The organism is Rhodococcus sp. 05-2256-B1 (assembly GCF_002258465.1).
In the GTDB taxonomy this organism is placed as follows: Bacteria; Actinomycetota; Actinomycetes; order Mycobacteriales; family Mycobacteriaceae; genus Rhodococcoides; species Rhodococcoides fascians.
Genome location: NZ_NOZA01000030.1, coordinates 106533 through 130697 on the forward strand (window position 1 = coordinate 106533; position 24165 = coordinate 130697).

A 24165-nucleotide genomic window follows, 5' to 3' on the forward strand; every position below is an offset into this window, starting at 1 on the left:
GAGTTACGCTCGATCCTGTGAACGCAGTCGTCTCCTCGGTGGTGGAGTGGGTCCGCACCACCAACCGAGCGCCCACCGTCGTCGGGGCGGTTCGGCGTGTGCGTCGCGCATTACCCGGTGACCCCACGTTCGGTGATCCGCTGTCGATCGACGGTCCGGGACGCGCACTGGCCGTCGCGCGCGTGGCGGATCGGTTCCTGGCAGCGAACGGACTCGACGACGAACCGGGTGCCTCCCGCGAACTCGGCCTCGGTGCCCTGCAGGTGTGGCAGGCCATCCTCGAGCGAGCCGGCCGGGGCCGCGGCGACGAGGACGTCACGATCGTCTTCACCGATCTCGTCGGATTCTCGTCGTGGTCACTGCGCGCCGGCGATACCGCCACATTGACGTTGCTCCGTAAAGTCTCCAAAGCCGTCGAACCCGAGGTCGTGTTCCGCGGCGGGCACGTCGTGAAAAGGCTGGGCGACGGCATCATGGCCGTGTTCGCCGATGCGGGCAAAGCCGTCGACGCCGTGTTCGCGGCGCGCGAGGCCCTCACCAGCGTGAACGTCGACGGCTACACCCCGACGATGCGCGTCGGAATCCACACCGGAAGCCCGCGTCAGGTCGGTTCCGACTGGCTCGGTGTCGACGTCACCGTCGCAGCGCGGGTCATGCAGACCGGCGGAAACGGCAACATCATGATCTCGGCCGCCGCACTCGACGCCGTGTCACCAGAGGTGCTCGACGCGTTGCACGTGGTCGCCAAGCCCTATCGGCGCAGTTTCTTCGCTCCGAAGATCAAGGGCGCTCCCGACGACCTACGCATTCTCCGACTCGTGCAGTCGCCACAGCGGTGACACCGGGCCGTGGCCCGCACCGAGGTCGTAGGACGCGGCCAGGCAACGGGTGACCCATTCCTTGCCGAACGCCACCGCGTCGGGCATCGAGTATCCGTGGGCCAGCGCCGACGCGATCGATGCCGCGAGGGTGTCGCCGCCGCCGTGATCGTTGCCGGTGTCGATGCGTTGGCTGGTGAATTCGAGGAAGGTGTCGCCGTCGAACAGTAGATCGGTGCTGTGGGTCGAGGTGCGGAGGTGACCGCCCTTGACCAGGGCCCATTGCGCGCCCAGTCCGTGCAGCGCCTCGGCAGCGCGATGCGCGCCGGCGTCGTCGACGACATCGATGCCGGTGATCAACCGAACCTCGTCGAGGTTGGGAGTCACCAGCGAGGCGATGGGAAACAGCGTGTGCCGAATGGCGTCGAGCGCCTCGGCGTGCAGTAGGGGGTCACCGTGCATGGACGCGCACACCGGGTCGACGACGAGCGGAACCGGGTGGTCGCGGCCGATACCGACCTCGGTGCACACGGCCGTGACCGCCTCGATGATCGCGGTGGACGCCAGCATCCCGGTCTTCGCTGCGCCGACGCCGATGTCCGATACCACCGAGCGAACCTGAGCCGCGACGATCTCCGGCGGGATCTCGTGGAAGCCCGTCACGCCGACGGTGTTCTGGACCGTCACCGCCGCGACGGCAACACATGCGTGCACGCCCAACATGGCCATCGTGCGACTGTCCGCCTGGATTCCGGCACCGCCGCCGGAGTCGGTTCCGGCGATCGTCAGCGCGCGGACGGGAGTCTCGCCGTTGGGCGTGAGCGGTAGGAACTTCACGAGAGACGACAGTACCGGCGGGCCGCGATCGGCAGGGTCTCGGCAGGCGAGACGCCGGAGGTGAATGTTGGTGAAAACATGGTGACACTTTGAATGTTGTTGTATCACAACGCCGCACGGGGACGCTCATGAGCTGTACCAGCATCCGGTTCGGGATCGATGGACAAACCTACGCATCCGAAGGTTTGTTGGTAGAAAAGGTGACAGACCCACCTCGCGCATGTTTAATAGTGGTGCACGTCACATACCGTCTCGGTTCCGAAGTTCCTCCACCACTCCACACCCAGCAAAGGAGGCGTCCATGCTTGCGAGTTCTCCCAGTGCTGATGTCTCGATCAACAAAGACCAGAATCGCTTCGAGCTTCGACTGAACGGCGACCTCGTCGGCATCGTCGGATTCTTCGAAGTCGAAGGAAACGGAGCCCGTGCGACACGGACGCATGTCGTCTCCTTCATGCACACCGTCGTCACCGAGGACTTCGGTCATCAAGGCTTGGCCGGCATTCTGGTTCGCCGCGCCCTCGACAGCGCGCGGTCCTATGGCTGGAAGGTCAAGCCGGTCTGCACCTACGTCCAGCGCTTCGCGGCAGCCAACCCCGAGTACAACGACATGCTCGTCGCTCTCTGAGTACTTGCAATGCCCGGCCGGTCACGCCACGGCTGGTTACGTAAAGGACTCGACTCGGCGTCGATCGGTGCACTTTCCCCGCGACACTCGAGCAACTCTGGTCTCATAAGTGACATGAGTCACATCAGTCACCGCCGATCCGACGCGGCGATTCCGGTCGAGCGCCCCTCGGTCCGCATCGAGGACAACGCCGATCACAACAGATTCGATCTGTTCGTCGACGACGATCTCGTCGGCATCCTCGGCTATCGGTTCGGCGATGGCGACGACGCAGCCGGCAACGAATCAGTCGTCGCGCTGATGCACACGGTCGTCAAAGAGGAATACGGCGACCGCGGCTGGGCAGGAGTGCTGGTGCGCGCATCGCTGAACACCGCGCGCGACCGTGACTGGCGCATCGTGCCGATCTGCACCTACGTCCGTCGCTACCTGGCGCAGCACCCGGAGTTCTTGGACCTGGTCGTCGAATAGAGAGCACTGCTCTTGCCTGCAGTGTGTCGAGGGTGAATACTGCTCCCTGTAGAGAGCGCCGCTCTCGAAAGGTTGGGTACTCCCGATGCGTGCAGCTCTGTATGTCTTCGTCGGCCTCATGTTCGGTCTATACCCTGTATTGCGCCCCTACTCGGACGAGATGGGCAGTGCGGGAGCGGACGCCTTCGCATCCTCGAGTTGGGTGACGGCCCATACCTTCGCGATGCTCGGCTTCATCGCACTCGGACTGGTTGTGCTTTACGGCGGTCGACGGTCCGATCCGGCAGTGGTCACTACCTGGATCGGCGTCGGACTGCTTCTGCCGTACTACGGTGCGGAGACGTTCGCGCTGCACGCGCTGGGCGTCGACGCCGCCGCGAACTCGAACCCCGGGCTGCTCGACCTTGTCGATCCGATTCGCTACTCGATCGTGCAAACGGTCATGTTCGGCCTCGGGCTGGTGTCGATCGCCGTCGGGCTGGTGATGTTCGCTCTACGGAACCGCTATGCGATGGTGCTGGCCGCCGGATTCGTGTTGTATCTCCCGCAGTTCTACACCCCACCGGCCGTGCGGATCGCCCACGGAATCTTGATTGTCGTGGGAGCGATCATCGCTGCGCGAGCGGTGGCCGGCAGTTCGGTCCGCCCTACTCAGCCGATCTCCACGATCACCGGAGCATGATCGCTGGCACCCTTGCCCTTACGCTCCTCGCGATCGATCGATGCGCCGGTCACGCGAGCCGTCAGAGCAGGTGAGGTCAACGCCATGTCGATGCGCAGACCTTGTTTCTTCGGAAATCTCAGCTGGGTGTAGTCCCAGTACGTGAACGTCCTGGGCTCGGGAGTGAACTGCCGCGTCACCTCGGTGAAACCGGCATCGGAGAATGCCGCGAAGGCATCACGCTCCGGCTGCGAGGTGTGAGTCTTGCCCTCGAACAGGGCGGGATCCCACACGTCGTCGTCGGTGGGAGCGATGTTCCAGTCGCCGACGAGCGCGATCTGCGCCTGTGGGTCCGCCGCCACCCACGCCTGCGCGTCGGCCTTCAGTGCCGCGAGCCACTCGAGCTTGTAGGTGTAGTGCGGGTCGGCAAGCTCGCGGCCGTTCGGCACGTACAGGCTCCAGATACGCACCCCGTTGCAGGTCGCTCCGATGGCGCGGGCCTCGTCTGCGGCCTCGACCTCGGGATCCTTGCTGAACCCGGGCTGGTCCTCGAAGCCGACCTGCACGTCGTCCAAGCCGACGCGCGACGCGATCGCCACGCCGTTCCACTGACTGAGCCCGACGTGGGCAACCTCGTAGCCGATCTCGGTGAACCGCTCGTACGGAAACTGTGCGTCCTTGCACTTGGTTTCCTGCATCGCCAGCACGTCGACGTCGGATCGCTGCAACCAATCGACGATTCGATCCTGCCGAGAGCGGACGGAGTTCACATTCCAGGTAGCAAAGCGCACGGGAAGGAACCCTATAGAACGCGTCCGACAGGCTCGCGGCCGATCGCGTCGTCCGGGCGCGCGTAGCGATAGCGGTGATGCTCGCCGAATCCCAGATCGCGGTAGAGCGACTGGGCATCGGTGTTGTCGACGGCCACCTGAAGGTATGCGTGCGTGGCGCCGTTCTCGCGTCCCCACCGCACCAACTCACCGCACATCAGCGTGCCGAGACCGTTGCGGCGATGCTCGGGGGACACCCAGAGCGAGGTCAAGCCCACCCACGACCGACCGTCCGGGGCCGCGGTGACGGCCGCTCGGCCCACTGCGATCGATCCGACTCCTGCGTTCCCGATCGCGCCGAAACCGAGGGTTCCGTTGCGCACCGCCGAGACCACCTCGGCAGCACCCGTCGTCGCCTCTCGGCCTTGGTAGCGCAGAGAACTCAACCAGTCGGCGGTCGGTTCGGGAGTGACGGTGACAGGCGAGTCGCCCTCGCGTAGAACAAGATTCGAGATATCCGCCGCCATGACGACGGTCTCGTTGAACGTCGACCAACCGGCCGGTGCGGTCGCGAGACGGTCGGGGAGGGCGAGGATCGGCGTCAGTCCTCGTGCGTCGTATCGGGCGGAGATCGCGGCCACCGTCTCGGAATCTGCTGCTGCGCCGGGCTCGAGAGGCACCGCCGAATTGGCGCGCCCGGTGAAGCCGTGCCCGAAACGCACCTGCCAGCCGGTGATCCACTCCTGTTCGGCACCCGGCCACCCGTCGGCCGCGGCCGCCTCCAGAGCCCGAATCTCCGAGGTACGAACAGGTCTGGGGCCCAACGGCTTCAAGGCCACTATGCGATCGGCGGCCACCTGCACCAGAGCGCCGTCCTTGGCGCGGACCGACACCGCGACCGCGTCGGCCGACACCAATTCCCCGATGACGTCCGTCATCGGATGGGTGTGGCCGGGTGGCAGTCGGTACCGCAGCATCACCCGCGTCCCCGGCGGAACGGTCACGGCAGCGATCAGTCCTCGTCCTCGTCGTCGTGGCCGAAGGGGTCGTCGACGGTGCCCGGCACCCAGCTGAGGCCGGGGACGCCCCACCCGGAGCGCTTGATCGCCTTCTTCGCCGCTCGCGCGTGGCGACCGATGAGCACATCGGTGTAGAGGAAGCCGTCGAGGTGACCCACCTCGTGCTGCAACATCCGGGCGAAGAACCCGCGGCCCTCGATGTCCACCGGATCGCCGTTGGCGTCGGTACCGGTCACTCGCGCCCAGTCGGCCCGACCGGTGGGGTACTGCTCACCGGGGACCGAGAGGCACCCCTCGTCGTCATCGTCGGGGTCGGGCATCGTCTCGGGAATTTCGGACGTCTCGAGCACCGGGTTGACGACCTCTCCGCGGCGGCGGAACACCTTGCCGTCCGCGCCCTGGTCGGGGCAGTCGTAGATGAACAGACGCTTACCGACGCCCACCTGGTTCGCCGCCAGTCCGACGCCGTTGGCAGCCGCCAACGTCTCGTACATGTCGGCGATCAGCTCGGCGAGCTCGGCCGGCGACTCGGTGACGGGATCGGTCGCAGTGTGGAGCACCGGATCGCCGACGATCCGGATGGGAAGAATTGCCATGGTCGACAAGGATAGTGGGTGACGCCCGGCCCACCCACCGGCCCGTCGGGAGCGGAGCCGGTGGACGAGTGTCGCACCGACGGTTCGGTCGTCGACGAACACGCCACGCGCGAGTACCTCGCGGGAGCCGGGTCCGGGGGGTCGAACGTGGTTGAATGATCCCCGAAGTACAACTGTGTAATTCGCTCGAAGTTCGGTCGGTACTCGTACGGGTGCCGGCAGCACTGGGGGAAGCAGATTTCCCCGGGGTCGGTTGTCGCACGGGCCCGGGGGAGTCGAGAAGTCGAGGAGTGGGATGGACGGCGCAGCAGCGCGTGACTCGAACCAGTCTCAGCAACCGGGATCGGACGGCTCTCAGGATCCGAACGAAGTCGGTGCGGACGGCTTGAGCCGACGAGAGCACGACATCCTGTCCTTCGAGCGCCAGTGGTGGAAGTACGCCGGGGCCAAGGAAGAGGCGATCAAGGAACTCTTCTCCATGTCGGCAACCCGCTACTACCAGATCCTCAACGCGTTGGTGGATCGTCCCGAAGCTCTTGCTGCAGACCCGATGCTGGTCAAGCGACTGCGCCGCTTGCGTGCGAGCAGGCAGAAGGCCCGCGCCGCACGTCGGCTGGGTTTCGACGTCTGATCCGCCGCGTCGGGTTTCGACTCTGCCGAGGGATGTTGCTCCGCGGGGAAGGTGCAAGCTCCGTTGAAAAGGTCTCGATCGACGGTCGGCTAGGGTCGAGTACGTGAGCAGCCCCAACCCGGAACAGACCGGGCCACCCCTCCGTGCCCTGGCCATGGTGCTGATCTCGCTCGCGATCCTGTTCGCAGCGATCGGTGCCCTGTCTCTGACCGGCTCCGATTCCGAGGATGCCGCCGCAGAGGCGCCCGCTGCCGCGACGACGACGGCTGCCGCTCCGGTGGCGCAAGCTCCCGGTACCCAAGCTCCCGCCGCGCAGGCTCCTGCCGCGTCGTCGACCACGTCCTCCGCAGCAACCGCTTCCCGCGCCGCCGCCGATGTCGAGGTGCGCGTGCTCAACAACTCCAACGTCTCCGGGCTCGCCGCCGGCACTGCGAGCACACTCACCGCCGAGGGCTGGACGGTCGCCGAGACCGGCAACTTCAGCGAAGCCCAGTTCGCCCAGACCGCGGTGTACTACGGCACCGACACCGGTGAGCAGCAGGCAGCGCAGACGATCGCCACCCAACTCGGCATTCCGGCCGAGCCCAAACCAAGTTCACTCGAATCCACCGCGGGTGTCGTCGTCATCGTGACGCAGTAACTCGCCGGCATGACAACCTGTCCGGTTCGGCCGAATCGGTCGGCACGTTATGATTTTGCAAGCCCTTCACCCTGCCCGAAAGAGGAGCACTCTTCGATGGACCTGTTCAAGCGACGCACTGCTGCGACCCGCTCTTTGCGTTACGTGGCCCCGGTCCTCGCGATCGCCGCTCTCGGGCTCTCTGCCTGCAGCAACGGCGAGGTCGCGTCCGACACACCCGGCACGGTGCCGCCGGTGTGGACCGGTGAAGCAGACCCGTCCGCGGCCGCAGTCGCCGGTGACGGTCGGGCAGAGAGTGGCTCGGAAGGCAGCTCCGAGAACATGATCGAGGGCGTGCTCCGCAACGCGTCCGGTGCCGAGGTGGGCACCGTGTCGTTCGCGTCGGAGGGCGAGAAGCTCACCGTCACGGCCGAGGTCGAGAACATGACGCCGGGCTTCCACGGCTTCCACGTCCACACCGTCGGGGCCTGCGAGCCGAACTCGGTGGCACCTACCGGCGGTGAGCCGGGCAACTTCCTCTCTGCGGGTGGTCACCTGCAGGTCGACGGACGCACCGAACACCCCTCCAGCGGCGACCTGTCGTCGATCCAGGTGGGCGAGGACGGCACGGGCCGCCTGGTCACCACCACCGATGCGATCACGCTGGACGACCTGCGCGCCGGTGGTGCCGGAACGTCGGTCATCGTGCACGAGGGCGCAGACAACTTCGCCAACATCCCGCCGCGGTACACGTTGCCCGACGGTGCTGCGGTACCCGACATGGCGACCCTGATGACCGGTGATGCCGGTGCTCGGGCGGCGTGCGCGGTACTGAAGTAGTTTGAACGCTCCCCGGATCGACTTCGCGAGTTCTCCGCGACCCACGCTCGGCGTGGAGTGGGAAATCGCGCTGGTCGACAAGAGCACGCGGGATCTGGTCAACTCCGCCGAGGCAGTCATGGACGGCGTTCGTGACCTCGCCGGAGACACCCCTCGGGTGACGAAGGAACTGCTGCGCAACACCGTCGAACTCGTCACCGGAGTGTGCGAGAACGTCGGGGAGGCCATGGAGGACCTCGGCGGCTCGTTAGACCTGGTGCGCCGGGCCGCGGATCCTCTGGGGATCGATCTGTTCTCGGCCGGGACGCACCCGTTCGCCGAATGGTCGACGCAGCAGCTGACCAGCTCCCCGAGCTACGACGAGCTCATCGCGCGTACCCAGTGGTGGGGTCGACAGATGCTCATCTGGGGCGTACACGTCCACGTCGGGGTGTCCTCTCCCGACAAGGTCTTTCCCATCCTCAACTCGTTGCTGCTGCAGTACCCACATCTGTTGGCACTGTCGGCGTCGTCGCCGATCTGGGCGGGCAACGACACCGGATACGCCAGCAACCGAGCACTGATGTTTCAACAGTTGCCGACGGCCGGTCTGCCGTTTCAGTTCGACGACTGGTCGCAGTTCGAGGGATTCGTTCGTGATCAGCTCAAGACCGGCGTCATCGAGCAGCTCGGGGGCATGCACTGGGACATCCGCCCGGCTCCGAAGTGGGGAACCATCGAGGTTCGGGTGTGCGACGGCGCATCGACCAAGCGTGAACTCGCGGCCCTCGTCGCGTTGACGCACTGCCTGATCGTGCATCTCGACGAACGACTCGAAGCAGGCGAGACCCTGCCGACGATCCCGCCGTGGCACGTCCAGGAGAACAAGTGGCGAGCTGCCCGGTACGGCCTCGACGCCGAGATCATTCTCGACGCCGACAGCAACGAGCGGCTGGTCACCGATGATCTGCACGACCTACTGGAGAAGTTGACTCCGACGGCGGTCCGGTTGAATTGCGTCGACGAGCTTGCCGCGGTGGCCGACATTCCCCGCCTCGGTGCCTCGTATCAACGCCAGCGTGCCGTGGCCGCGAAATCCGGCGGCGATCTACGTGCCGTCGTGGAGTCGTTGGTCACCGATCTCCAATCGTGACCCTCTGTATTTAATTTTGTGTTCACTCAGCGTTTACGATCAACGGCGTGCTGCAGGGGGACGTCGAGAGCGTCGAGGTCGATGCGACACGTGAGGACTCTGTTCGTCCTCTGATCGTCGGTGCCGTCCTCGTCGCTGCGTTTCTGCTGACGCTGCAGGTCGTCGCGTGGAAATGGAACTTCCCCGGCCCGCTGCCGAGCATGTGGAACGACATGTTCGGAACACCGAAGTCGATGTCGCTGCCGTGGGCGGCGCTCGTCCTGGCCACGGTAGGTCTGAACAACTCCACCCGCCTGCGCGTACTGGCCGTCGCTGCTGCGCTCGATGCCGTCGTACTGGGCGGCCGGTATCTGTTCGACGTGCCACCGACCGTCGGGAACGGGCCGTCGCTGGTGCTGGTCGCGCTCGCGTTCCATGTCGTCCGGCGCCATGACGCTCGGGCGATGCGCGGCGTTGCCCTCGGCGCACTGTTGTTGCTCGCGACCAAGGCCGGCGATGCCTGGTTGCACATCACGACCTTGGTCCGGCCCTACGTTCTCGACGAATACGCATACGCCGCCGATCATGCGCTGGGAAATCCGTCCTGGGTGCTCGGCAGCATCCTGGACCGACTCGGCCCGGTCGCCGAGGGAACGCTGCACTGGATCTACATTCAGCTCCCCGTCGCGGCGATCATCGTTGCGCTGTACCAACTGCGTGGGGTCGCCGCGGGCTCAGCGTGGCCGAGACACTTCCTGTTCCGCACGTTCCTGCTCATCGGACTCGTCGGACCGGTGTTCTACCTGCTGTTCCCGGTGGTGGGCCCGATGTTCGCGTTCGAGTCGTGGCCGACGCAGTCGGTTCCGCTCTCGGGCACCCTCGGCGAGATCCCGTTCGACTCGCAGACGCCGCGCAACTGCATGCCGAGTCTGCACACCGCCTGGGCTCTGAGCATCTTCATCCATTCCCGACGCGGCCCCTGGTGGCTGCGCACCGGCGGCACACTGTGGCTGTTGGGAACACTGGCTGCGACGCTCGGATTCGGTTACCACTACGGCGTCGACCTGGTGGCGGGCGCGGTCCTGTGCCTCACCATCGAATCGTTGCTGCGCGACCCGGAACGGGGATGGGACCGCGACCGGATCACGCTGGTGACCTACGGTTGCGTCGCGATGGCCGCCCTACTGCTGAGCTACCGCTACCTCGCCGAGGAATTCGCCGCGAACCCACTGGTGTTCGGTCCGCTCGTGCTCGGAATCCTGATCGGTATGGCGTTCGGATTCCATACCGCGTTCTTCGCAGATCGCTCGCGCTTCACTGATCGGGTTCGTTCGGTTCCATCTCGTTGACGATGAGCAGGCCGTCGCGCCCGCGCTGTTCCCGGTAGGCGACGCGTCCCACGGTGTGCGCAATCACCGGAGCAGTGACGAGAGTGAAGATGCCGACCAGCACCAGCATCCAGATGTCGACATTGCCGCGCAGGCTGATGATCGCGCCGACCAACACCATGATCAACCCGACCACCTGCGGTTTGGTGGCCGCGTGCATGCGCGAGAGCGTGTCGGGGAAACGCACGATGCCCACGGCGGCCGTGAAGGCGAACAGCGCTCCCAACAGGATGAAGACAGATGCAATCCACTGGGCTGCGGTCATCGTTCGCCCCTCACTGTGTCGTTCATTCGTCCCTCACTCTGAACCGTGCGATGCTGACCGACCCGACGAAGCTGACCAGGGACAGCGCAACGATGGCAGGCACCAGCGTGGTGTCGCGGCTGTAGACGGCCCACACACCGAGCCCACACATCGACACGGCAAGGATCGTGTCCATCGCGACCAAGCGGTCCAACGTGCTCGGGCCGTCGAGCAACCGGAATGCGGTGAGGATCGCGGCGGCGATCAGCAGCGCGCCTGCGATCGCCAGTACTACGGTCACGACCAGTCCCCCTTCCTCTTGTCGTCGGTCATCTTGTCGTCGCGCGGAGTATCGAGATCGCCCGATTCGGGATCGTCACCCAGAACCCCGTGGTACTGCTCGTATTCCTGGTAATGCAGGGGGCTCGGCTTCCAATCGGAGTCGCGCTCGAATCCCGCGATGAACAGCTTCTCGAGGTTCCGAACGTACGTGTAGAACCCGTCGACTGCCTTCTGCGTGCCCATGTCCAGCACATGCACGTACAACAGGCGTCGGGTGCGATCGATCTCGAGGACCATCGTGCCCGGGACGAGATTCATCGCGTCGACGAAGAGGGTGAGCACCAGATCGGACTTGATGGCGATGCGGCAGCGCAGCACACCGGTGACCGGCGGTGCCTTCGGGCGGATCGCCAACCACGCCACGCTGACACTGGATTCGGCTGCGTAATAGAGGAATACGACTGCGAGCTTGACGAGCGAGAACACGTGGATGCGTCCCTCGACCGGCACCCGCGGCAACGGCAACAGCACCATGATAAGCAGGCCGACCGCGAGTCCGCCAAGGATGTTGGCCGCAGAGACGTTGCCCCACAACAGAACCCAGATGGCCGTCAACCATCCCAGTGTCCAGATCCGCAGCAGGAAGGAACGGTTCATCTTCATCGGGTGCCCTCCTCGTCTGCGCGTGCCTGTTCGTAGGCCTGATCGCCGACGAACTCGGCTCCCCGAACCGCGTCGATGTACACCGAGCGATCCCGCAGATCCGCCGCCGCCCGATCGCTGATGTCGATGATGCGCCCGGCGAACACCGTCATCGCCAAACCGACGACGACCAGGCCGATCGTCGGGATCAACATGAAGGCGGGCATCCGGCCCACATCCTCGCGGTCACCGAACTGGATGTCCGAGGAATCGTCGAGCAGGGCAGAGGGGCTGTTGTCCGCGAGGTCGCCTTCCGGTGCGTCGGCGCGGGCTCGCCAGAACGCCTTGGTCCAGACACGAGCAACCACGTAGAGCGTCAGCAGGCTGGTGACGGTGCCGCCGGCCACGAGCAACCAGGCCAGTGCGCTGCCCTGGTCGCTGCCGGCCTGCAGCAGGGCGACCTTGCCGATGAACCCCGAGAACGGTGGAATACCACCGAGATTGAGGGCCGGCACCAGGAAGACGATGGCCAGCACCGGGCTGGCCGCGGCCAATCCACCGAGCCGTCGCAGTGACGACGAACCGGCCTGACGTTCGATCAGGCCGACGACGAGGAACAGGGTCGTCTGCACCAGAATGTGGTGGGCCACATAGTAGATCGAGCCGGACAGTCCCGATTGAGTCGACAGCGCGACGCCGAAGATCATGTAACCGATGTGGCTCACCAGAGTGAACGAGAGCAGTCGTTTGATGTCGCTCTGTGCGATGGAGCCGAGGATGCCGACGAGCATCGTCAGCAGGCCGCAGACCATCAGAACGTTGTCGAGTGAGCCGTCCGGGAACAGCAGCGTGTGTGCGCGAATGATCGCGTAGACACCGACTTTCGTCAGCAAGCCGGCGAACACCGCGGTGACCGGAGCCGGTGCCGTGGGGTACGAGTCGGGCAGCCACGTGGACAGCGGGAACACCGCGGCCTTGATGCCGAACGCAACGAGCAGCACCGCGAAGATGGCCGTACGAGTGCCGGAAGGGATGTCGTCCATCCGCACTGCGATGTGGGCCAAGTTCAGTGTTCCGGTGGCGCCGTAGACCAGTGCGATGCCGATCAGGAAGATCAGCGAGGAGACCATCGAGACCATCACGTAGGACACGCCGGCGCGGACCCGGTCGGCACTCGCACCGAGCGTCAGCAACACGAACGAGGCGGCGAGCAGTACCTCGAAGCCGACGAACAGATTGAACAGGTCGCCGGCGAGAAACGCGTTGCAGACGCCTGCGGTCAAGGCCAGATAGGTGGGCAGGAAGATCGAGACTGGCTGATTCTCGCTGCCGTCGCGGATGCCCTGGCCGATCGAGTACACCATGACCGCGAGCAACACGATCGACGAGACGACGAGCATCATCGCCGACAGCCGGTCCACCACCAGCGAAATGCCCAGTGGTGAATCCCAGCCGCCGACCTGCAGTGCACTGGTCCCATCGCGATCGGCGAGGTAGAGCATCATCGACGAAATCGCGACCACCGCGGTCAGCGCGGCGAGAGTGATGAAACGCTGCGCGCGGGGGCGGCGTCCCAGCACCAGCGTCAAGGCCGCGGCGAGCATCGGGATGAGCACGGGCAGCGGGGTCAGGGCATCGATCACGCCCGGGGAGATCGTCACTTGTCGTCTCCCTTCGTGTCGTCGGAGCTGGAGTCGTCGGAGCTGGTGTCGTCAGGCCTGGAGTCGGCAGTGTTGGGGTGCTCCGGTCGGCTGTCGTCTTTCTCGGCCGTGTCGAGTCCGTCGAGACCGCGGAGCTGGGGGTTGTCGTCGTCGTTGTCGAAGTCGCCGTCGTGCAGATCCTCGTAGCACTCCAGGTCTTCGAGGTTCCTGATCTGCTCGAGCGGAATCGGATTGCCCTTCGAGTCGAAAGCGTCGCCGCCGAAGCTCGGCTCACCGGTGACCGGGTCGTCGGAACGGTCGCGGTCCGGTGCTTCGGCCATCGAACGGCGCTGGGAGACCTTGGTGTCCTCGGGGTCGTTCTCGAGGTCGTCCTTGGTGTTGAGCGTGAACGATCGATACGCCAGCGCGAGCACGAAGGCGGCGATACCCATGGTGATGACGATCGCCGTCAGGATCATGGCCTGAGCCAGCGGATCGGCCATGTTCTGGTGCAGCGAGTTGTCTCGACCGACGATAGGCGGGGTACCTGCCGGGCCACCGACGGTGAGCAGCAACAGATTGACTCCGTTGCCGAACAGCAGCAGACCGAGCAGCATCTTGGTGATGCTGCGTTCGAGCAGCAGGTACACACCCGATGCGACGAGAACGCCGACGATGACGAGCATTCCGACATCTGCGGTCATCGGGCACTCACTCGGCCTTGGCTCTGCATTTCCACCTGTGCGTCGAGACGCGCGCCGAGACTGCGGAGCACGTCGAGTACCAACCCGACCACGATGAGATAGACACCGAGGTCGAAGAACAATGCGGTGACCAGCTTGATGTCACCGAGAATCGGCAGTGTCACTTCCAACGTCGCCGACGACAGTGCCGGAGCGCCGAGGAACATCGACGCCACCGCCGTGCCGGCCGCGAAGATCAACCCGAGACCCAGGATCTTGCCTGCGTCGATCGGGACCGCTTCGCCGAGCTCGTACCGGCCGCCGGCGAGATACCGCAGCACCAGAGCGAGGCCCGCCGTCAGACCACCGGCGAAACCGCCGCCGGGGGCATTGTGCCCGGAGAAGAAGAAGTAGATCGACAGCACCATGATCGTCGGGAAGATCAACCGCGTCGTGACTTCGAGAATCAACGAACGATGCCGCGGATCGATCAGATCACCGCCGAGCAGCCACGTCGTCTCCGCCGCGTCGTTCGTGTCCGACGACGATGCGGGGGCGTCGGACACCCGCGGAGCGCTGCCGAACCGCCGGTTGCGGAACACCAGGCTGGCCACGCCCGTCGCGGCGACGAGGAGTACGCAGATTTCGCCGAGCGTGTCCCAGGCGCGGATGTCGACGAGGATCACGTTGACGATGTTCTTGCCGTCGCCGAGCTCGTACGCGGCCTCGGGGAACTGCAGTGAGACCGGCGCGGCACTGCGGGCGTTCATCGCGAACGCGCCGAGCACGCTGACGGTCGCTCCGACGGCGACGGCGAGTGCGGCGCGGGGGCCACGCGAACCAGCCGAGCCCCGGTCGTCGACCTCGGCGGGCAGTTTGCGCAGTACCAGGACGAACACCACGAGGGTCAGCGTCTCGACGAGGAACTGAGTCAGGGCGAGGTCGGGAGCGCCATGGATGGCGAAGATGACGCCGCAGCCGTACCCGGTGAGTCCCACCAGAATGACGCTGGCCAGACGGTTGCGCATGACTGTCGCGCCGAGGCCACCCGCGATCATGATCACTCCGATGACCAGCTGCAGCGGGGTGTTCCACAGGGTGTAATCCAGGCCGGGTTCTTGGCCGAGGATCAGTACGACGATCGGCAGCAGCACCAGCGTCAGCAGGATCGTGCCCTGAGTGAGGGGGAGCGAACCGCGCTGGGTGGTGCCCGTGAGTCGGATGGACAGGGTGTCCATGAACTTGAGCACGTTGTCGTAGATGCGGTCTGCGTTACCGAGTGGCGGATGCTCGAACTTGAGTCGGTTGACCACCCGATGCGCGACGAACAGTGCCACACCGCCGGTGACCACGACGACCGTCAGCCCCAACGGCAGGTTGAATCCGTGCCACAACGCCAGGTGGTAGGGCTCCTGCCCGTACGACGGCAGGGTTCGGGCGTAGGGACTGACGATGTGGTCGACGACCGAGGACGTGAATCCGGCGATCAGACCCAGAACAGCGAGAAACGCGGGCGCGGCCAGGAACAATGCGGAGGGTGCGTGCATTGCTCTGACGGACGGGCTCGGACGCTTGAGCTGCTTGCGGGCGAACGCGCCCCAGACGAACCGAATGCTGTAGGTGACCGTCAGAATCGAGCCGATCACCAGGCCTGCGACGACGATCGCCGCGACCGTGGGGTCGAGCGTCGGAGTGCTGATCACGGCCGACAGGGCGGTTTCCTTGCCGACGAAGCCGATCATCGGTGGTAGTCCGGCCATGCTCGCTGCCGCGAGCGCTGCAATGGCGGCGAGCCACGGGGCCTTCTTGCCCAGGTGGGCGAGCTTACGAATGTCTCGGGTGCCGGTGGTGTGGTCGATGATGCCGACCACCATGAACAGGGTGGCTTTGAACATCGCGTGCGCGATCACCATCGTCAGGCCGGCCAGCATGGCCTTCTCGGATCCGATGCCGACCAGGACCATCAGGAAGCCCAGCTGGCTGACCGTGCCGAACGCCAGAATGAGCTTGAGGTCGAAGGCACGGAGGGCTCTCCAGCCGGCCAGAATCATCGACAGCAATCCGAGGCTGATGACCGTGGCGCGCCACGGACCGGAGTCCGCGAAACCCGGAGCAAGGCGCGCGACCAGGTAGATACCGGCCTTGACCATCGCGGCGGCGTGCAGGTAACCACTGACCGGCGTCGGCGCGGCCATGGCACCGGGCAGCCAGAAGTGCATCGGCACGATGGCCGATTTGCTCAGTGCGCCGATGAGGATCAACACGATCGCCACTCCGGGCAGCCAGCCGCCCGGGGCGTTCGCGACGACGTCGGACAGGTTGTACGACCCAGCGGCCTGGCCGAGGACGATGATGCCCACCAGCATCGCCAGACCACCTGCGGTGGTGACGAGCAGAGCCTGCGTCGCGGCGCGCCTGCTCGATGCGCGTTCTGCATAGTGGCCGACCAGCAGGAACGACAACACCGTCGTGATTTCCCAGAAGATGTAGAGCACAAGCATGTTGTCGCTGGTGATCAGGCCGAACATGGCTCCGGAGAACGCGACCATCTCGGCGGCGAACAGGCCCAGCCTGGGCTCGTCGTCCTCGAAGTAGCGCGCGCAGTACAGCAGGATCAGCGAACCGATGCCCAGAACGAGCAACGACATGATGGCGGCGAGCGAATCGAAGCGCATGTCGATGTCCATCGACAGGCCGGGAACCCATTCGATGTGCAGCTTCTGGTCGGTGTTCCAGTTGCCGAACACCCAGATCAGGCTGAGCAGTGGCACCAGGGCCAAAGGGAAGAATGCAGTACGTCCCCACCACCGGACGAGAAGCGGCGCGAGCAGCGCGGCGGCGGCGTGCGCAAGAAGAATAGCGAGCAAAAATCACTCCGTCGTCTCGGTCGCCTCGGCTTTCGGGCCGGGGCGGTGGTCGTAGGGCGGCGATGAGTAGGGTCGTGAAATTGTGTGTGAAATCGACCTGGGTCTCCGAAGACCCGGTCTTTGAGAAATACGAACCGACCACCGAACGGTGGCGGGCACGTTTGTCGGTTTCCATCCTACTTTGCGTGGTCGACGGCGTGCCATGCGGTACAAACCGGACGTTTCCGATAGAGAGAGTCGATCGTCGATGAGTGAACCGAGACCCATTCGCACCGCCGGTCTTGCCTACGTTCGCCACCGCCGCATGCTTCAGACGCGGTCGACGGGCAAATCTGCCTTCTACATGGCCGGCGGCAAGATCGATCCCGGCGAGTCGCCCGAGCAGGCGCTGCACCGCGAGATCAGGGAAGAACTCGACGCCGCGGTCATCGACGTTCGGCTGCTCGGAGTGTTCGAGTGCCAGGCCTGGGGCCATCCGATGGGCACCCCGCTCGAGATCACGTGTTTTCTCGCCGATCTTGCCGACGAGCCGACGCCGACCAGCGAGATCGCCGAGATTCGGTACTTCACTCGCGACGAGTACGCCGCCATGCCCGATGTCGCCCCGGGGTCGTTGATGGTGTTCGACCGAATGAAGGCCCTCGATTTGATCGACTGAAGCGCGTATGTTGGTTGTGGAGAACGTACGTTCTCCACAACCGCCGCGAAGGAGTCTCCATGACCGACCTGTCCCAGAAGGCAACCACCCTGCTCGAGCTGCACCAGCCGGGCAACCCGGTCGTCCTGCCGACCGTATGGGACGCCTGGTCCGCCAACCTCGCCGTGTCCGCCGGCTTCACTGCACTGACCGTCGGCAGCCACCCCGTCTCCGACTCGATCGGCAAGCCGGACAACGAGGGCATCACCTTCGACGAACTGCTCACCCGCATCTCCCAGATCTCCGCCGCCGTGGACGCACCGCTCTCGGTCGACATCGAATCCGGCTACGGAGAAGACCCCAAGCGCCTGATCGACGGACTGATCTCCGCCGGAGCCGTCGGCCTCAACATCGAGGACACCGTCCACAGCGAGGGCGGCCGACTTCGCGAAGCACAGGAACACGCCGACTTCGTCGGAGCCCTCCGCGCGGCATCCGACGCCACCGACGTCCACGTCGTCATCAACGCCCGCACCGACCTGTTCGTCAAGCAGATCGGTGACGAGAACGATCGCGTCGACCGCGCCATCGCACGCCTGAAACTGGCCGCCGCTGCCGGTGCCGACTCGCTCTACCCCGTCGGCTTCCACAACGACGACGACTACAAGCGTCTCGCCGAAGAACTCCCGCTGCCCATCAACGCCATCGCCAACCCCGCCGAGGGCGACCTCTCGCACTTCGCTTCCCTCGGCGTCGGTCGCATCAGCTTCGGCCCGATCTTCCAGATGGTGCTCGCCAAGCGCGCCGAAGAAGTTCTGGCCCGCTGGAAGTGAGAGCGGCTGCGCCGCATGTGAGTGGAACTTCGTAGCCTGCTACGAGTTTCCGCTCACGACCCGTAAGCCCGCAGATGCGCCACCTGCTCGGGATCGAGTGACGGCTTGACCGTCGCCCGAGCGGTGGCGACATCCTCGGCGGTGACGTCCGCTGCGTCCATCGACCGACGCATCGCCGTCAGTGCGGCCTCGCGCAGCAGGGCCGCGCAGTCCGCGGCGGAGTAGCCGTCGAGATCGCGTGCGAGGTCTTCGAGATCGACATCCTCGGCGAGCGGGATCGACTTGCCCGACGCCTTCAGGATGTCCACTCGCGCATCGGCATCCGGCGGCGGGACGAAGACCAGGCGCTCGAGCCTGCCGGGCCGCAGTAGAGCCGGGTCGATCAGATCGGGCCGGTTCGTTGCGCCGAGAACGACGACGTCGCGCAGTGGTTCGACGCCGTCGAGCTCGGTCAGCAGAGCCGCGACCACTCGGTCGCCGACACCGGAATCCGAACTCTGCCCGCGACGCGGTACCAGGGCGTCTACCTCGTCGAGAAATATGAGCGAGGGGGCAGAGTCTCGGGCGCGCTGAAACAGTTCGCGCACAGCCTTTTCCGAGGACCCGACCCACTTGTCCATGAGTTCCGCGCCCTTGACCGAGTGCACGCTGAGCTGGCCCGAACTGGCCAGGGCGCGCACCAGAAACGTCTTGCCGCATCCGGGTGGGCCGTACAGCAGAACTCCGCGCGGCGGCTCGATGCCCAAGCGCGCGAACGAATCCGGATGACGCAGCGGCCACAGTACGGCCTCGGTCAGGGCCTGCTTGGTCTCGACCATGTCTCCCACGTCCTCGAGGGAGAGGCTGCCGATCGCCAATTCCTCGGCACCCGAGCGCGACAACGGCCGAATCACCTGCAACGCGCCGATCAGGTCGTCGTGCATCAGTGAGGCGGCCGTGGCATCGTTCGATGCCCGCGCAGCCGCTCGTAGCGCCGCTTCGCGCACCAGGGCAGCGAGATCGGCGACAACGAAACCTGGTGTCCGTGAGGCTATTTCGACAAGGTCGACATCACCCTGAGGGACCTTCTTCAGTAGATGCTCCAGTAACGCTCTGCGACCGGCGGCATCGGGGAGAGTGAGGGTCAGTTCGCGATCGCACAGATCCTGCCCACGCACTCTGGCGTCGGTGGCCTCGGGATGTGCAGTCGTGACGATCAGAGCGAAGCCCGGAGTGTCCACGGCACGGCGCAGCACATCGAGGACGAACGTCGACGCAGGCTCCGGATCGGACGGCAGCAAAGCGTCGACATCGGTGATCAGCAGCACCCCCGCGCCGGTCAGTTCGTCCACCGCAGCAGTGACGCGTTCGACGCGAGCCGATGCCTCCAATGCGCCGATCGACGGCCCGTCCAGCACGACGCATCGCCGATCGCCGATGACGGCGCGTGCCAACGTCGTCTTGCCCACTCCGCCGGGGCCGGTGATCAGCACACCCAGATGCGGAGACGCGCCGAGGGTGGCGAGCAGTTCCGACTCGTCGAGCGCCAGTCGTAGCCACTCGGTGAGTTTGGCCTGTGCAGTGCTCACGCCCACCAGGTCGGCCGCGCTGACGCGTGGCGGGGCCGCAGCTCCGGGCGTCGGAACCGATGCGGCCGAGGCCGATTCGGGTGATCCCGAGGCGACCGTGCCGCGTCCCCAGCTCACCGCAGAATTGGGTTGCACGCTCACGGGACCGCCGGAGGGTTCGACGGCCGAGACCGTCAACAGTTCGGTCGTCCACGCCACCCCGAACGTTCGCGACAGTGCCTGCGTGGCCGTCGACGTCGATGTGCCGGGCCCCAGATCTCGGGGGAGGAGCGACACGGTGTCGCCCACGGTGAGGACCTTACCGAGTAGCGCTTGGCGCAGGGTGGCGTCGGAAATGGATCCGGTGGCCAGGGCCGACCCGGTGACCGTGACGGTTCTCGCCCCGTAGACCGTCACGGGAGCGACTGCCACAGAAGCATTTTCGCGTAGTCCGGCATTGGAGAGCGTGACGTCGTCGAGCAGCGCGGTACCCTGCGGGATTCCGCTGGGAGCCTCGGCAACCACCGCAGCCGTACGCCGAGAACCGATGAGCGAGACGGCATCCCATTCCCGCAGACCGAGCGCCGCCAAGACCTCGGGATGGAGCCGGACGACGCCTCGCCTGGCGTCGGCGGCCGAGGTGTTCAATCGGGTGGTGAGAACGAGCTCGGGGGTTCGGGATTCGGTCACACGTCCAACCTAATGGGGTCGTCAGCTGCGCGGTCGGCGAAGTCCCAGACGCGCCTGCGACCGGCGCGCGTTGCCGGGCGACCGTCGAATGGCGCGGCGTTCCGCGCGACGCTCGGCCGGCTTCGCATCCCACGTGTACGGGCGTGCAGCCGTCCAGCGCTGCGAGCGCACCGCGAACGGAATGTGCACGAGGTAGGCGAACACCAATCCCATCAGCAGGACCAGCGGGAAGGTGATGAGCGCGGCAGCGAGCAGCGCGACCAACACCAACAAACCGGCGGCCAAGCGCGGTGGCACCGAGACCGTCTTGAGCGCGAGAGTGGGGATGGTGCTCACGATCAGACCAGCGGTGAGGATCGACCAGCCGGCGACGACGTAGAACGAGGCCCACCAGCCGTCGCCGAATTCCTCGAACGCAGCGATCGGGGCGAGCGCGATGAGTGCACCTGCGGGTGCGGGGACCCCGGTGAAGAACTCGCGGGCGTACGCCGGGGTGTCGTCCTCGTCGAGCAGGGTGTTGAACCGGGCGAGTCGGAGCACGATGCTCACGGCGTACACCAGTGCGACGATCCAACCGCCACTACTGCCTTCGAGCAGAGTCACGTAGAGCACCAGGGCGGGCGCGACGCCGAATGAGATTGCATCGGACAGCGAATCCAGCTCGGCACCGATCTTGCTGGTGGCGTCGAGCAGTCGGGCGATGCGGCCGTCCAGTGCGTCGAGGATCGCAGCGGCACCGATCATCGCGAGCGCGGTTCCGAGTTGACCGTCGAGAGCGAACTTGACTGCCGACAGCCCGGAGCACAACGCGAGAATGGTGACGACCGACGGAAGCAGACGGATAGCAGCAGGCGGCTTGGCGCGTCTGGTGATCATGTCGTTTCTACTGGGGGAGCTCGGCGAGTACCGTCTCGGCACCGACCGCTCGTTGGCCGCGTTCGACGAGCAACGTCGTCCCGGCCGGGAAGTAGGTGTCGACGCGGGAGCCGAATCGGATCAGGCCGTACGTGTCGCCGATGGAGAGCACGTCTCCGACCTTCGCGTTGTTGACGATGCGTCGAGCGATGAGACCGGCGATCTGCACCACGCCGACGTGGTGACCGGAATCGGTCTCGATGTGCATGCTGTTGCGCTCGTTGACCTCACTGGCCTCGGCCAAGTCGGCGGACTTGAACTGGCCGCGGCGATGCACGACCTCGACCACGCGTCCGCCGACGGGGACACGCTGCACGTGCACGTCCAGAACGGACAGGAAGATGCTCACTCGCGGCACGGGCTGTGCACCGAGATCGAGCTCGGCGGGCGGGATCGCGGTGTCGACGAGGGTGACCAGGCCATCGGCGGGAGCGACGACGACGCCGGGCCGGTTCGGCGGCACCCGCGACGGGTGGCGAAAGAAGGTGGCGCAGGCTCCGGCGGCGACGAGCCCGGCATTGCGGACCCACTTCGACCGACGGCCGAGCACTGCGACGGCCAGGGGACCACCGACGAAGGGCAGTCCGGCGGGGTGCAGCGGTGGAACCGTTTCGCGAACCAGGTCGACGATGTGAGCCACTCCCGTGCGGGGTGGTTGATCAATCGGGGCGGGACGGCGTGCCACGGTCTCCTCTTACTGTCGGGTGAGCTCGGATGCGGGCAGGGATTGGACGCCGGGGGCTGATCGGACGGCGAACAAAACGACTGCCGGGGCCCTCACAGAGTACGTGAGCGGCCCCGGCAGTCGGGAAGTGCGAGTGAAATCAGACGCGGCTGCGACCGGTCACGAGCTTGACCAGGAACAGCAGGATGCATGCACCGAGGATGCAGGTGATGAAGCTGAAGATCAGGCCGCCACCTTCGACGTCGACGCCGAAGACCTTGAGCAGGTAACCGCCGATGAGGCCGCCGATGATGCCGACGACGATGTTCAGGATGATGCCCATCTGAGCATCGGTCTTCATGATCTTGCTGCCGATCCAGCCGGCGAGACCGCCGATGATGATCCAGCCGATGATTCCGAGACCCAACATGTGTTGCCCCCACTTTCCGTGTGTATCGATTGCTTGTCGAAACCACGGATGCCCAGGGGTAACAAACCTGAAACCTTCCTGAGAAAAGTTATTCTCGGCTCGACTTTTCGCTTTCGGTCTTGATGCGTCGGAGCGTGCTGTTCATGCCTTCGACCAACTCGACATCGAACTCCTCGATCCCGCCGAGGATCCGCTTGACCAGCAACGACGACACGGCCGAGGTGCCGCTGGGGGCTTCCCGCTTCTCGACGACGGTGGTTCCGGTTGCGGTCGGAGTGAGCGTGTACGACCAGATCGTCTTGTTCTCGACGATGCGGAACGCCAGTGCCTTGTTCGGCTCGAAGGTGACGACCTTGGCGCTGGTCGGCCACACGAGCAGGCCCTTGCGGTTGATGTTGAGCGTTCGGGTGCCCTTGCCGACGGGTCCGCCGAAGACCTTCATCTTCTTGCACTGCGGACTCCACTCGCCCATGCGCTGTAGGTCCGAGACGACCGACCACACGGCCTGCGGACTGGCATCGATGTCGATCGTGGCTTCGAGGGTCTTGCTCAACGTGGGCCTCCGGGTTGTAGGAATAGCTGCAACTGATCGTCACACCAATCGTGTGCATCCTATGTGGCCGTGACCACACTCGGCCACCATGTGAGTGAAACCTCGTAGCCCACTACGAACTTCCACTCACATGCGAGCGAAGCGAGCCAAGACGAACGCATACAGGCCGTACAACGCGATTCCCACGCCGGCGAGGATCAACAGAACCTGCCCGTACGGCTGGGCTCCCAGTGTCTTGACGGCACCGTCGATTCCGGTGGCCTTGGATGGGTCCGACTGCAGTACCGCCACGACGACGAGGATTCCCGCTCCCACGAGCGCCGTGCCCTTGGCCGCGTATCCGGCGATGCCGAGTTTCACGACCGCCCCGCTCTGGCTGCCTTCGAGGTCGTCGAGGAAATTCTTCGAGACGCCCTTGTAGACGTGGTATCCGCCGACGCCGATGACGATCAGGGCGATGACGATCAGTACGAGCTTGCCGCCACCGGATTCCATCAGTCGCGCCGAGTAGCCGGCGTTCTGTTGTCCGCTGGACTTACCGGATCCGGTTGCGAAACCGTAGGTGGAGAAGGCGAAGGCAATGTAGACGACGGCCAGCGCTGCCGCCTTGAGTCGATCCATCGCGCTGCCCTCGTCGGAATCGGACTTCTTGCCGACGATGGCCTCGACGATGCGCCACAGGGCCAGCGCCACGAACGCGACGACGGCAACCCACAGTGCGATCTTGCCGCCGGGCTTCTCGGCCAGTTCTGCGAGTGCTCCTGACTGGTCGGCGTTACCGCCCTGACCGAACGCCAATCGGATGGCGATGTACCCGATCAGGATGTGCAGCACTCCGCTGACGAAGTGTCCGGCCCGGGCCGCCTTCTCGAATGCACCGTTGTCCTGAACCGAATTGGCCAGTGATTTTCCTGTAGCCGATTTGCCTGTTCCCGAATGTCCCGACGTGGATTTTCCCGACGTGTTCACGAACGTTCCCCGATCAGTTGATGTGGGCCGGTGGTTACCCCACGTAGAGCGGGGAGAAACGGTCTTTCGGCGCGAAACGCCGTACGAGATCCCAGCCCGGCGTTAACGCCGGGCGGACACTGACCGATGTAGCAAGCGGAGTGTCGGGACCAACGAAGAAATTGTTCGGAGTGATCCACC

27 protein-coding genes are annotated in these 24165 nt (G+C 65.3%); 11 read left to right on the forward strand and 16 right to left on the reverse strand.

Features of this window, described 5'->3' with window-relative positions:
- Window positions 1-17: 17 nt before the first annotated feature.
- Window positions 18-839 carry an adenylate/guanylate cyclase domain-containing protein gene (locus CH285_RS17595; protein ID WP_027498481.1) on the forward strand — a complete coding sequence of 274 codons (822 nt, stop codon included), beginning with the start codon at window positions 18-20 and terminating at the stop codon, window positions 837-839.
- On the opposite strand, the gene thiD is transcribed toward CH285_RS17595, so the two are convergent.
- On the reverse strand, window positions 801-1655 hold the full coding sequence (gene thiD, locus CH285_RS17600) for a bifunctional hydroxymethylpyrimidine kinase/phosphomethylpyrimidine kinase (RefSeq protein ID WP_032389008.1): 855 nt from the start codon (window positions 1653-1655) through the stop codon (window positions 801-803). The genes CH285_RS17595 and thiD overlap by 39 nt on opposite strands.
- A gap of 301 nt (window positions 1656-1956) precedes the next feature.
- Between thiD and CH285_RS17605 the strand changes: the two genes are divergently transcribed.
- The 3 genes from CH285_RS17605 (at window position 1957) to CH285_RS17615 (ending at window position 3436) form a co-directional block, all read left to right on the forward strand.
- Window positions 1957-2283 (forward strand): GNAT family N-acetyltransferase, encoded by a 327-nt coding sequence (locus tag CH285_RS17605; RefSeq protein WP_027498479.1) that lies wholly within the window; start codon window positions 1957-1959, stop codon window positions 2281-2283.
- Window positions 2284-2397: 114 nt separating this feature from the next.
- Window positions 2398-2754 carry a GNAT family N-acetyltransferase gene (locus CH285_RS17610; RefSeq protein WP_052066471.1) on the forward strand — a complete coding sequence of 119 codons (357 nt, stop codon included), beginning with the start codon at window positions 2398-2400 and terminating at the stop codon, window positions 2752-2754.
- Window positions 2755-2839: 85 nt separating this feature from the next.
- Entirely contained in the window at window positions 2840-3436 is a 597-nt protein-coding gene (locus CH285_RS17615) for a hypothetical protein (RefSeq protein ID WP_032389009.1), read from the forward strand.
- On the opposite strand, the gene CH285_RS17620 is transcribed toward CH285_RS17615, so the two are convergent.
- The 3 genes from CH285_RS17620 to CH285_RS17630 are packed head-to-tail and all read right to left on the reverse strand — an operon-like array spanning window position 3406 to window position 5800.
- Entirely contained in the window at window positions 3406-4206 is an 801-nt protein-coding gene (locus CH285_RS17620) for an exodeoxyribonuclease III (protein ID WP_052066474.1), read from the reverse strand. The two genes, CH285_RS17615 and CH285_RS17620, sit on opposite strands and share 31 nt — an antisense overlap.
- Window positions 4207-4217: 11 nt before the next feature.
- Window positions 4218-5189, reverse strand: coding sequence for an N-acetylglutamate synthase, CG3035 family (locus CH285_RS17625; protein ID WP_441347013.1), 972 nt, complete (start codon window positions 5187-5189; stop codon window positions 4218-4220).
- 8 nt (window positions 5190-5197) lie between these two features.
- Entirely contained in the window at window positions 5198-5800 is a 603-nt protein-coding gene (locus tag CH285_RS17630) for a peptide deformylase (RefSeq protein WP_027498476.1), read from the reverse strand.
- A 295-nt stretch (window positions 5801-6095) separates the two neighbouring features.
- On the opposite strand from CH285_RS17630, the gene CH285_RS17635 reads away from it, so the two are divergent.
- The 5 genes from CH285_RS17635 to CH285_RS17655 all read left to right on the forward strand — a co-directional run bounded on the left by CH285_RS17635 (window position 6096) and on the right by CH285_RS17655 (window position 10350).
- A complete protein-coding gene (locus CH285_RS17635) occupies window positions 6096-6431 on the forward strand; it encodes a DUF3263 domain-containing protein (RefSeq protein ID WP_032389011.1) in 336 nt (111 codons plus the stop codon).
- A 103-nt stretch (window positions 6432-6534) separates the two neighbouring features.
- Window positions 6535-7071 carry a LytR C-terminal domain-containing protein gene (locus CH285_RS17640; RefSeq protein ID WP_255032285.1) on the forward strand — a complete coding sequence of 179 codons (537 nt, stop codon included), beginning with the start codon at window positions 6535-6537 and terminating at the stop codon, window positions 7069-7071.
- A 96-nt stretch (window positions 7072-7167) separates the two neighbouring features.
- Window positions 7168-7890, forward strand: a complete 723-nt coding sequence (gene sodC / locus CH285_RS17645; RefSeq protein ID WP_032365131.1) for a superoxide dismutase[Cu-Zn] — start codon at window positions 7168-7170, stop codon at window positions 7888-7890.
- Between the two features lies 1 nt (window position 7891).
- Window positions 7892-9022 (forward strand): glutamate--cysteine ligase, encoded by a 1131-nt coding sequence (locus tag CH285_RS17650; RefSeq protein ID WP_027498472.1) that lies wholly within the window; start codon window positions 7892-7894, stop codon window positions 9020-9022.
- 38 nt (window positions 9023-9060) lie between these two features.
- A complete protein-coding gene (locus tag CH285_RS17655) occupies window positions 9061-10350 on the forward strand; it encodes a phosphatase PAP2 family protein (RefSeq protein WP_094643884.1) in 1290 nt (429 codons plus the stop codon).
- Here the strand turns inward: CH285_RS17655 and mnhG are convergent.
- Genes mnhG through CH285_RS17685 form a run of 6 tightly spaced genes read right to left on the reverse strand, consistent with a single transcriptional unit; the run spans window position 10316 to window position 16747 of the window.
- Window positions 10316-10654 (reverse strand): monovalent cation/H(+) antiporter subunit G, encoded by a 339-nt coding sequence (gene mnhG, locus CH285_RS17660; protein WP_027498469.1) that lies wholly within the window; start codon window positions 10652-10654, stop codon window positions 10316-10318. The genes CH285_RS17655 and mnhG overlap by 35 nt on opposite strands.
- 22 nt (window positions 10655-10676) lie before the next feature.
- The gene (locus CH285_RS17665; protein WP_027498468.1) at window positions 10677-10934 is read right to left on the reverse strand and encodes a monovalent cation/H+ antiporter complex subunit F; all 258 of its coding nucleotides are present in this window, start codon (window positions 10932-10934) and stop codon (window positions 10677-10679) included.
- The gene (locus tag CH285_RS17670) at window positions 10931-11572 is read right to left on the reverse strand and encodes a Na+/H+ antiporter subunit E (RefSeq protein ID WP_228139369.1); all 642 of its coding nucleotides are present in this window, start codon (window positions 11570-11572) and stop codon (window positions 10931-10933) included. Before CH285_RS17670 ends, CH285_RS17665 begins: the two co-directional genes overlap by 4 nt.
- Before the next feature lie 2 nt (window positions 11573-11574).
- Entirely contained in the window at window positions 11575-13218 is a 1644-nt protein-coding gene (locus CH285_RS17675; RefSeq protein WP_094643885.1) for a Na+/H+ antiporter subunit D, read from the reverse strand.
- Window positions 13215-13901: a Na(+)/H(+) antiporter subunit C gene (locus CH285_RS17680; RefSeq protein WP_081371263.1), complete on the reverse strand. Its 687-nt coding sequence runs from the start codon at window positions 13899-13901 to the stop codon at window positions 13215-13217. Before CH285_RS17680 ends, CH285_RS17675 begins: the two co-directional genes overlap by 4 nt.
- Window positions 13898-16747, reverse strand: coding sequence for a Na+/H+ antiporter subunit A (locus tag CH285_RS17685; protein ID WP_094643886.1), 2850 nt, complete (start codon window positions 16745-16747; stop codon window positions 13898-13900). Before CH285_RS17685 ends, CH285_RS17680 begins: the two co-directional genes overlap by 4 nt.
- A gap of 247 nt (window positions 16748-16994) precedes the next feature.
- Here CH285_RS17685 and CH285_RS17690 point away from each other — a divergent pair, with 247 nt between their 5' ends.
- Together CH285_RS17690 and CH285_RS17695 are read left to right on the forward strand one after the other, a co-directional pair.
- Complete coding sequence (locus CH285_RS17690) at window positions 16995-17405, forward strand: NUDIX hydrolase (RefSeq protein ID WP_027498464.1); 411 nt, start codon at window positions 16995-16997, stop codon at window positions 17403-17405.
- Between the two features lie 59 nt (window positions 17406-17464).
- The gene (locus CH285_RS17695; RefSeq protein ID WP_032365137.1) at window positions 17465-18217 is read left to right on the forward strand and encodes an isocitrate lyase/PEP mutase family protein; all 753 of its coding nucleotides are present in this window, start codon (window positions 17465-17467) and stop codon (window positions 18215-18217) included.
- 53 nt (window positions 18218-18270) lie between these two features.
- Here CH285_RS17695 and CH285_RS17700 read toward each other — a convergent pair whose 3' ends face one another.
- The 6 genes from CH285_RS17700 to CH285_RS17725 all read right to left on the reverse strand — a co-directional run bounded on the left by CH285_RS17700 (window position 18271) and on the right by CH285_RS17725 (window position 23919).
- A complete protein-coding gene (locus tag CH285_RS17700) occupies window positions 18271-20454 on the reverse strand; it encodes an AAA family ATPase (RefSeq protein ID WP_094643887.1) in 2184 nt (727 codons plus the stop codon).
- 21 nt (window positions 20455-20475) lie between these two features.
- Window positions 20476-21330, reverse strand: coding sequence for a CDP-alcohol phosphatidyltransferase family protein (locus CH285_RS17705; protein ID WP_027498461.1), 855 nt, complete (start codon window positions 21328-21330; stop codon window positions 20476-20478).
- A 7-nt stretch (window positions 21331-21337) separates the two neighbouring features.
- Complete coding sequence (locus tag CH285_RS17710; RefSeq protein ID WP_032369829.1) at window positions 21338-22054, reverse strand: phosphatidylserine decarboxylase; 717 nt, start codon at window positions 22052-22054, stop codon at window positions 21338-21340.
- 139 nt (window positions 22055-22193) lie between these two features.
- A complete protein-coding gene (locus tag CH285_RS17715) occupies window positions 22194-22463 on the reverse strand; it encodes a GlsB/YeaQ/YmgE family stress response membrane protein (protein ID WP_027498459.1) in 270 nt (89 codons plus the stop codon).
- A gap of 88 nt (window positions 22464-22551) precedes the next feature.
- Window positions 22552-23016 (reverse strand): SRPBCC family protein, encoded by a 465-nt coding sequence (locus CH285_RS17720; RefSeq protein ID WP_032369828.1) that lies wholly within the window; start codon window positions 23014-23016, stop codon window positions 22552-22554.
- 126 nt (window positions 23017-23142) lie between these two features.
- On the reverse strand, window positions 23143-23919 hold the full coding sequence (locus CH285_RS17725; RefSeq protein ID WP_027498457.1) for a DUF1206 domain-containing protein: 777 nt from the start codon (window positions 23917-23919) through the stop codon (window positions 23143-23145).
- Window positions 23920-24165 lie beyond the last annotated feature (246 nt).

Excerpts from the sequence above, each read along its gene's own strand:
- CH285_RS17715 (WP_027498459.1), bottom strand. The coding sequence starts at position 22,463 with ATGTTGGGTCTCGGAATCATCGGCTGGATCATCATCGGCGGTCTCGCC.
- CH285_RS17605 (WP_027498479.1), top strand. The coding sequence starts at position 1,957 with ATGCTTGCGAGTTCTCCCAGTGCTGATGTCTCGATCAACAAAGACCAG.
- CH285_RS17680 (WP_081371263.1), bottom strand. The coding sequence starts at position 13,901 with ATGACCGCAGATGTCGGAATGCTCGTCATCGTCGGCGTTCTCGTCGCA.
- CH285_RS17690 (WP_027498464.1), top strand. The coding sequence starts at position 16,995 with ATGAGTGAACCGAGACCCATTCGCACCGCCGGTCTTGCCTACGTTCGC.
- CH285_RS17670 (WP_228139369.1), bottom strand. The coding sequence starts at position 11,572 with ATGAACCGTTCCTTCCTGCTGCGGATCTGGACACTGGGATGGTTGACG.
- mnhG (WP_027498469.1), bottom strand. The coding sequence starts at position 10,654 with ATGACCGCAGCCCAGTGGATTGCATCTGTCTTCATCCTGTTGGGAGCG.
- CH285_RS17695 (WP_032365137.1), top strand. The coding sequence starts at position 17,465 with ATGACCGACCTGTCCCAGAAGGCAACCACCCTGCTCGAGCTGCACCAG.
- CH285_RS17610 (WP_052066471.1), top strand. The coding sequence starts at position 2,398 with ATGAGTCACATCAGTCACCGCCGATCCGACGCGGCGATTCCGGTCGAG.
- CH285_RS17635 (WP_032389011.1), top strand. The coding sequence starts at position 6,096 with ATGGACGGCGCAGCAGCGCGTGACTCGAACCAGTCTCAGCAACCGGGA.
- CH285_RS17705 (WP_027498461.1), bottom strand. The coding sequence starts at position 21,330 with ATGATCACCAGACGCGCCAAGCCGCCTGCTGCTATCCGTCTGCTTCCG.
- sodC (WP_032365131.1), top strand. The coding sequence starts at position 7,168 with ATGGACCTGTTCAAGCGACGCACTGCTGCGACCCGCTCTTTGCGTTAC.
- CH285_RS17615 (WP_032389009.1), top strand. The coding sequence starts at position 2,840 with ATGCGTGCAGCTCTGTATGTCTTCGTCGGCCTCATGTTCGGTCTATAC.
- CH285_RS17630 (WP_027498476.1), bottom strand. The coding sequence starts at position 5,800 with ATGGCAATTCTTCCCATCCGGATCGTCGGCGATCCGGTGCTCCACACT.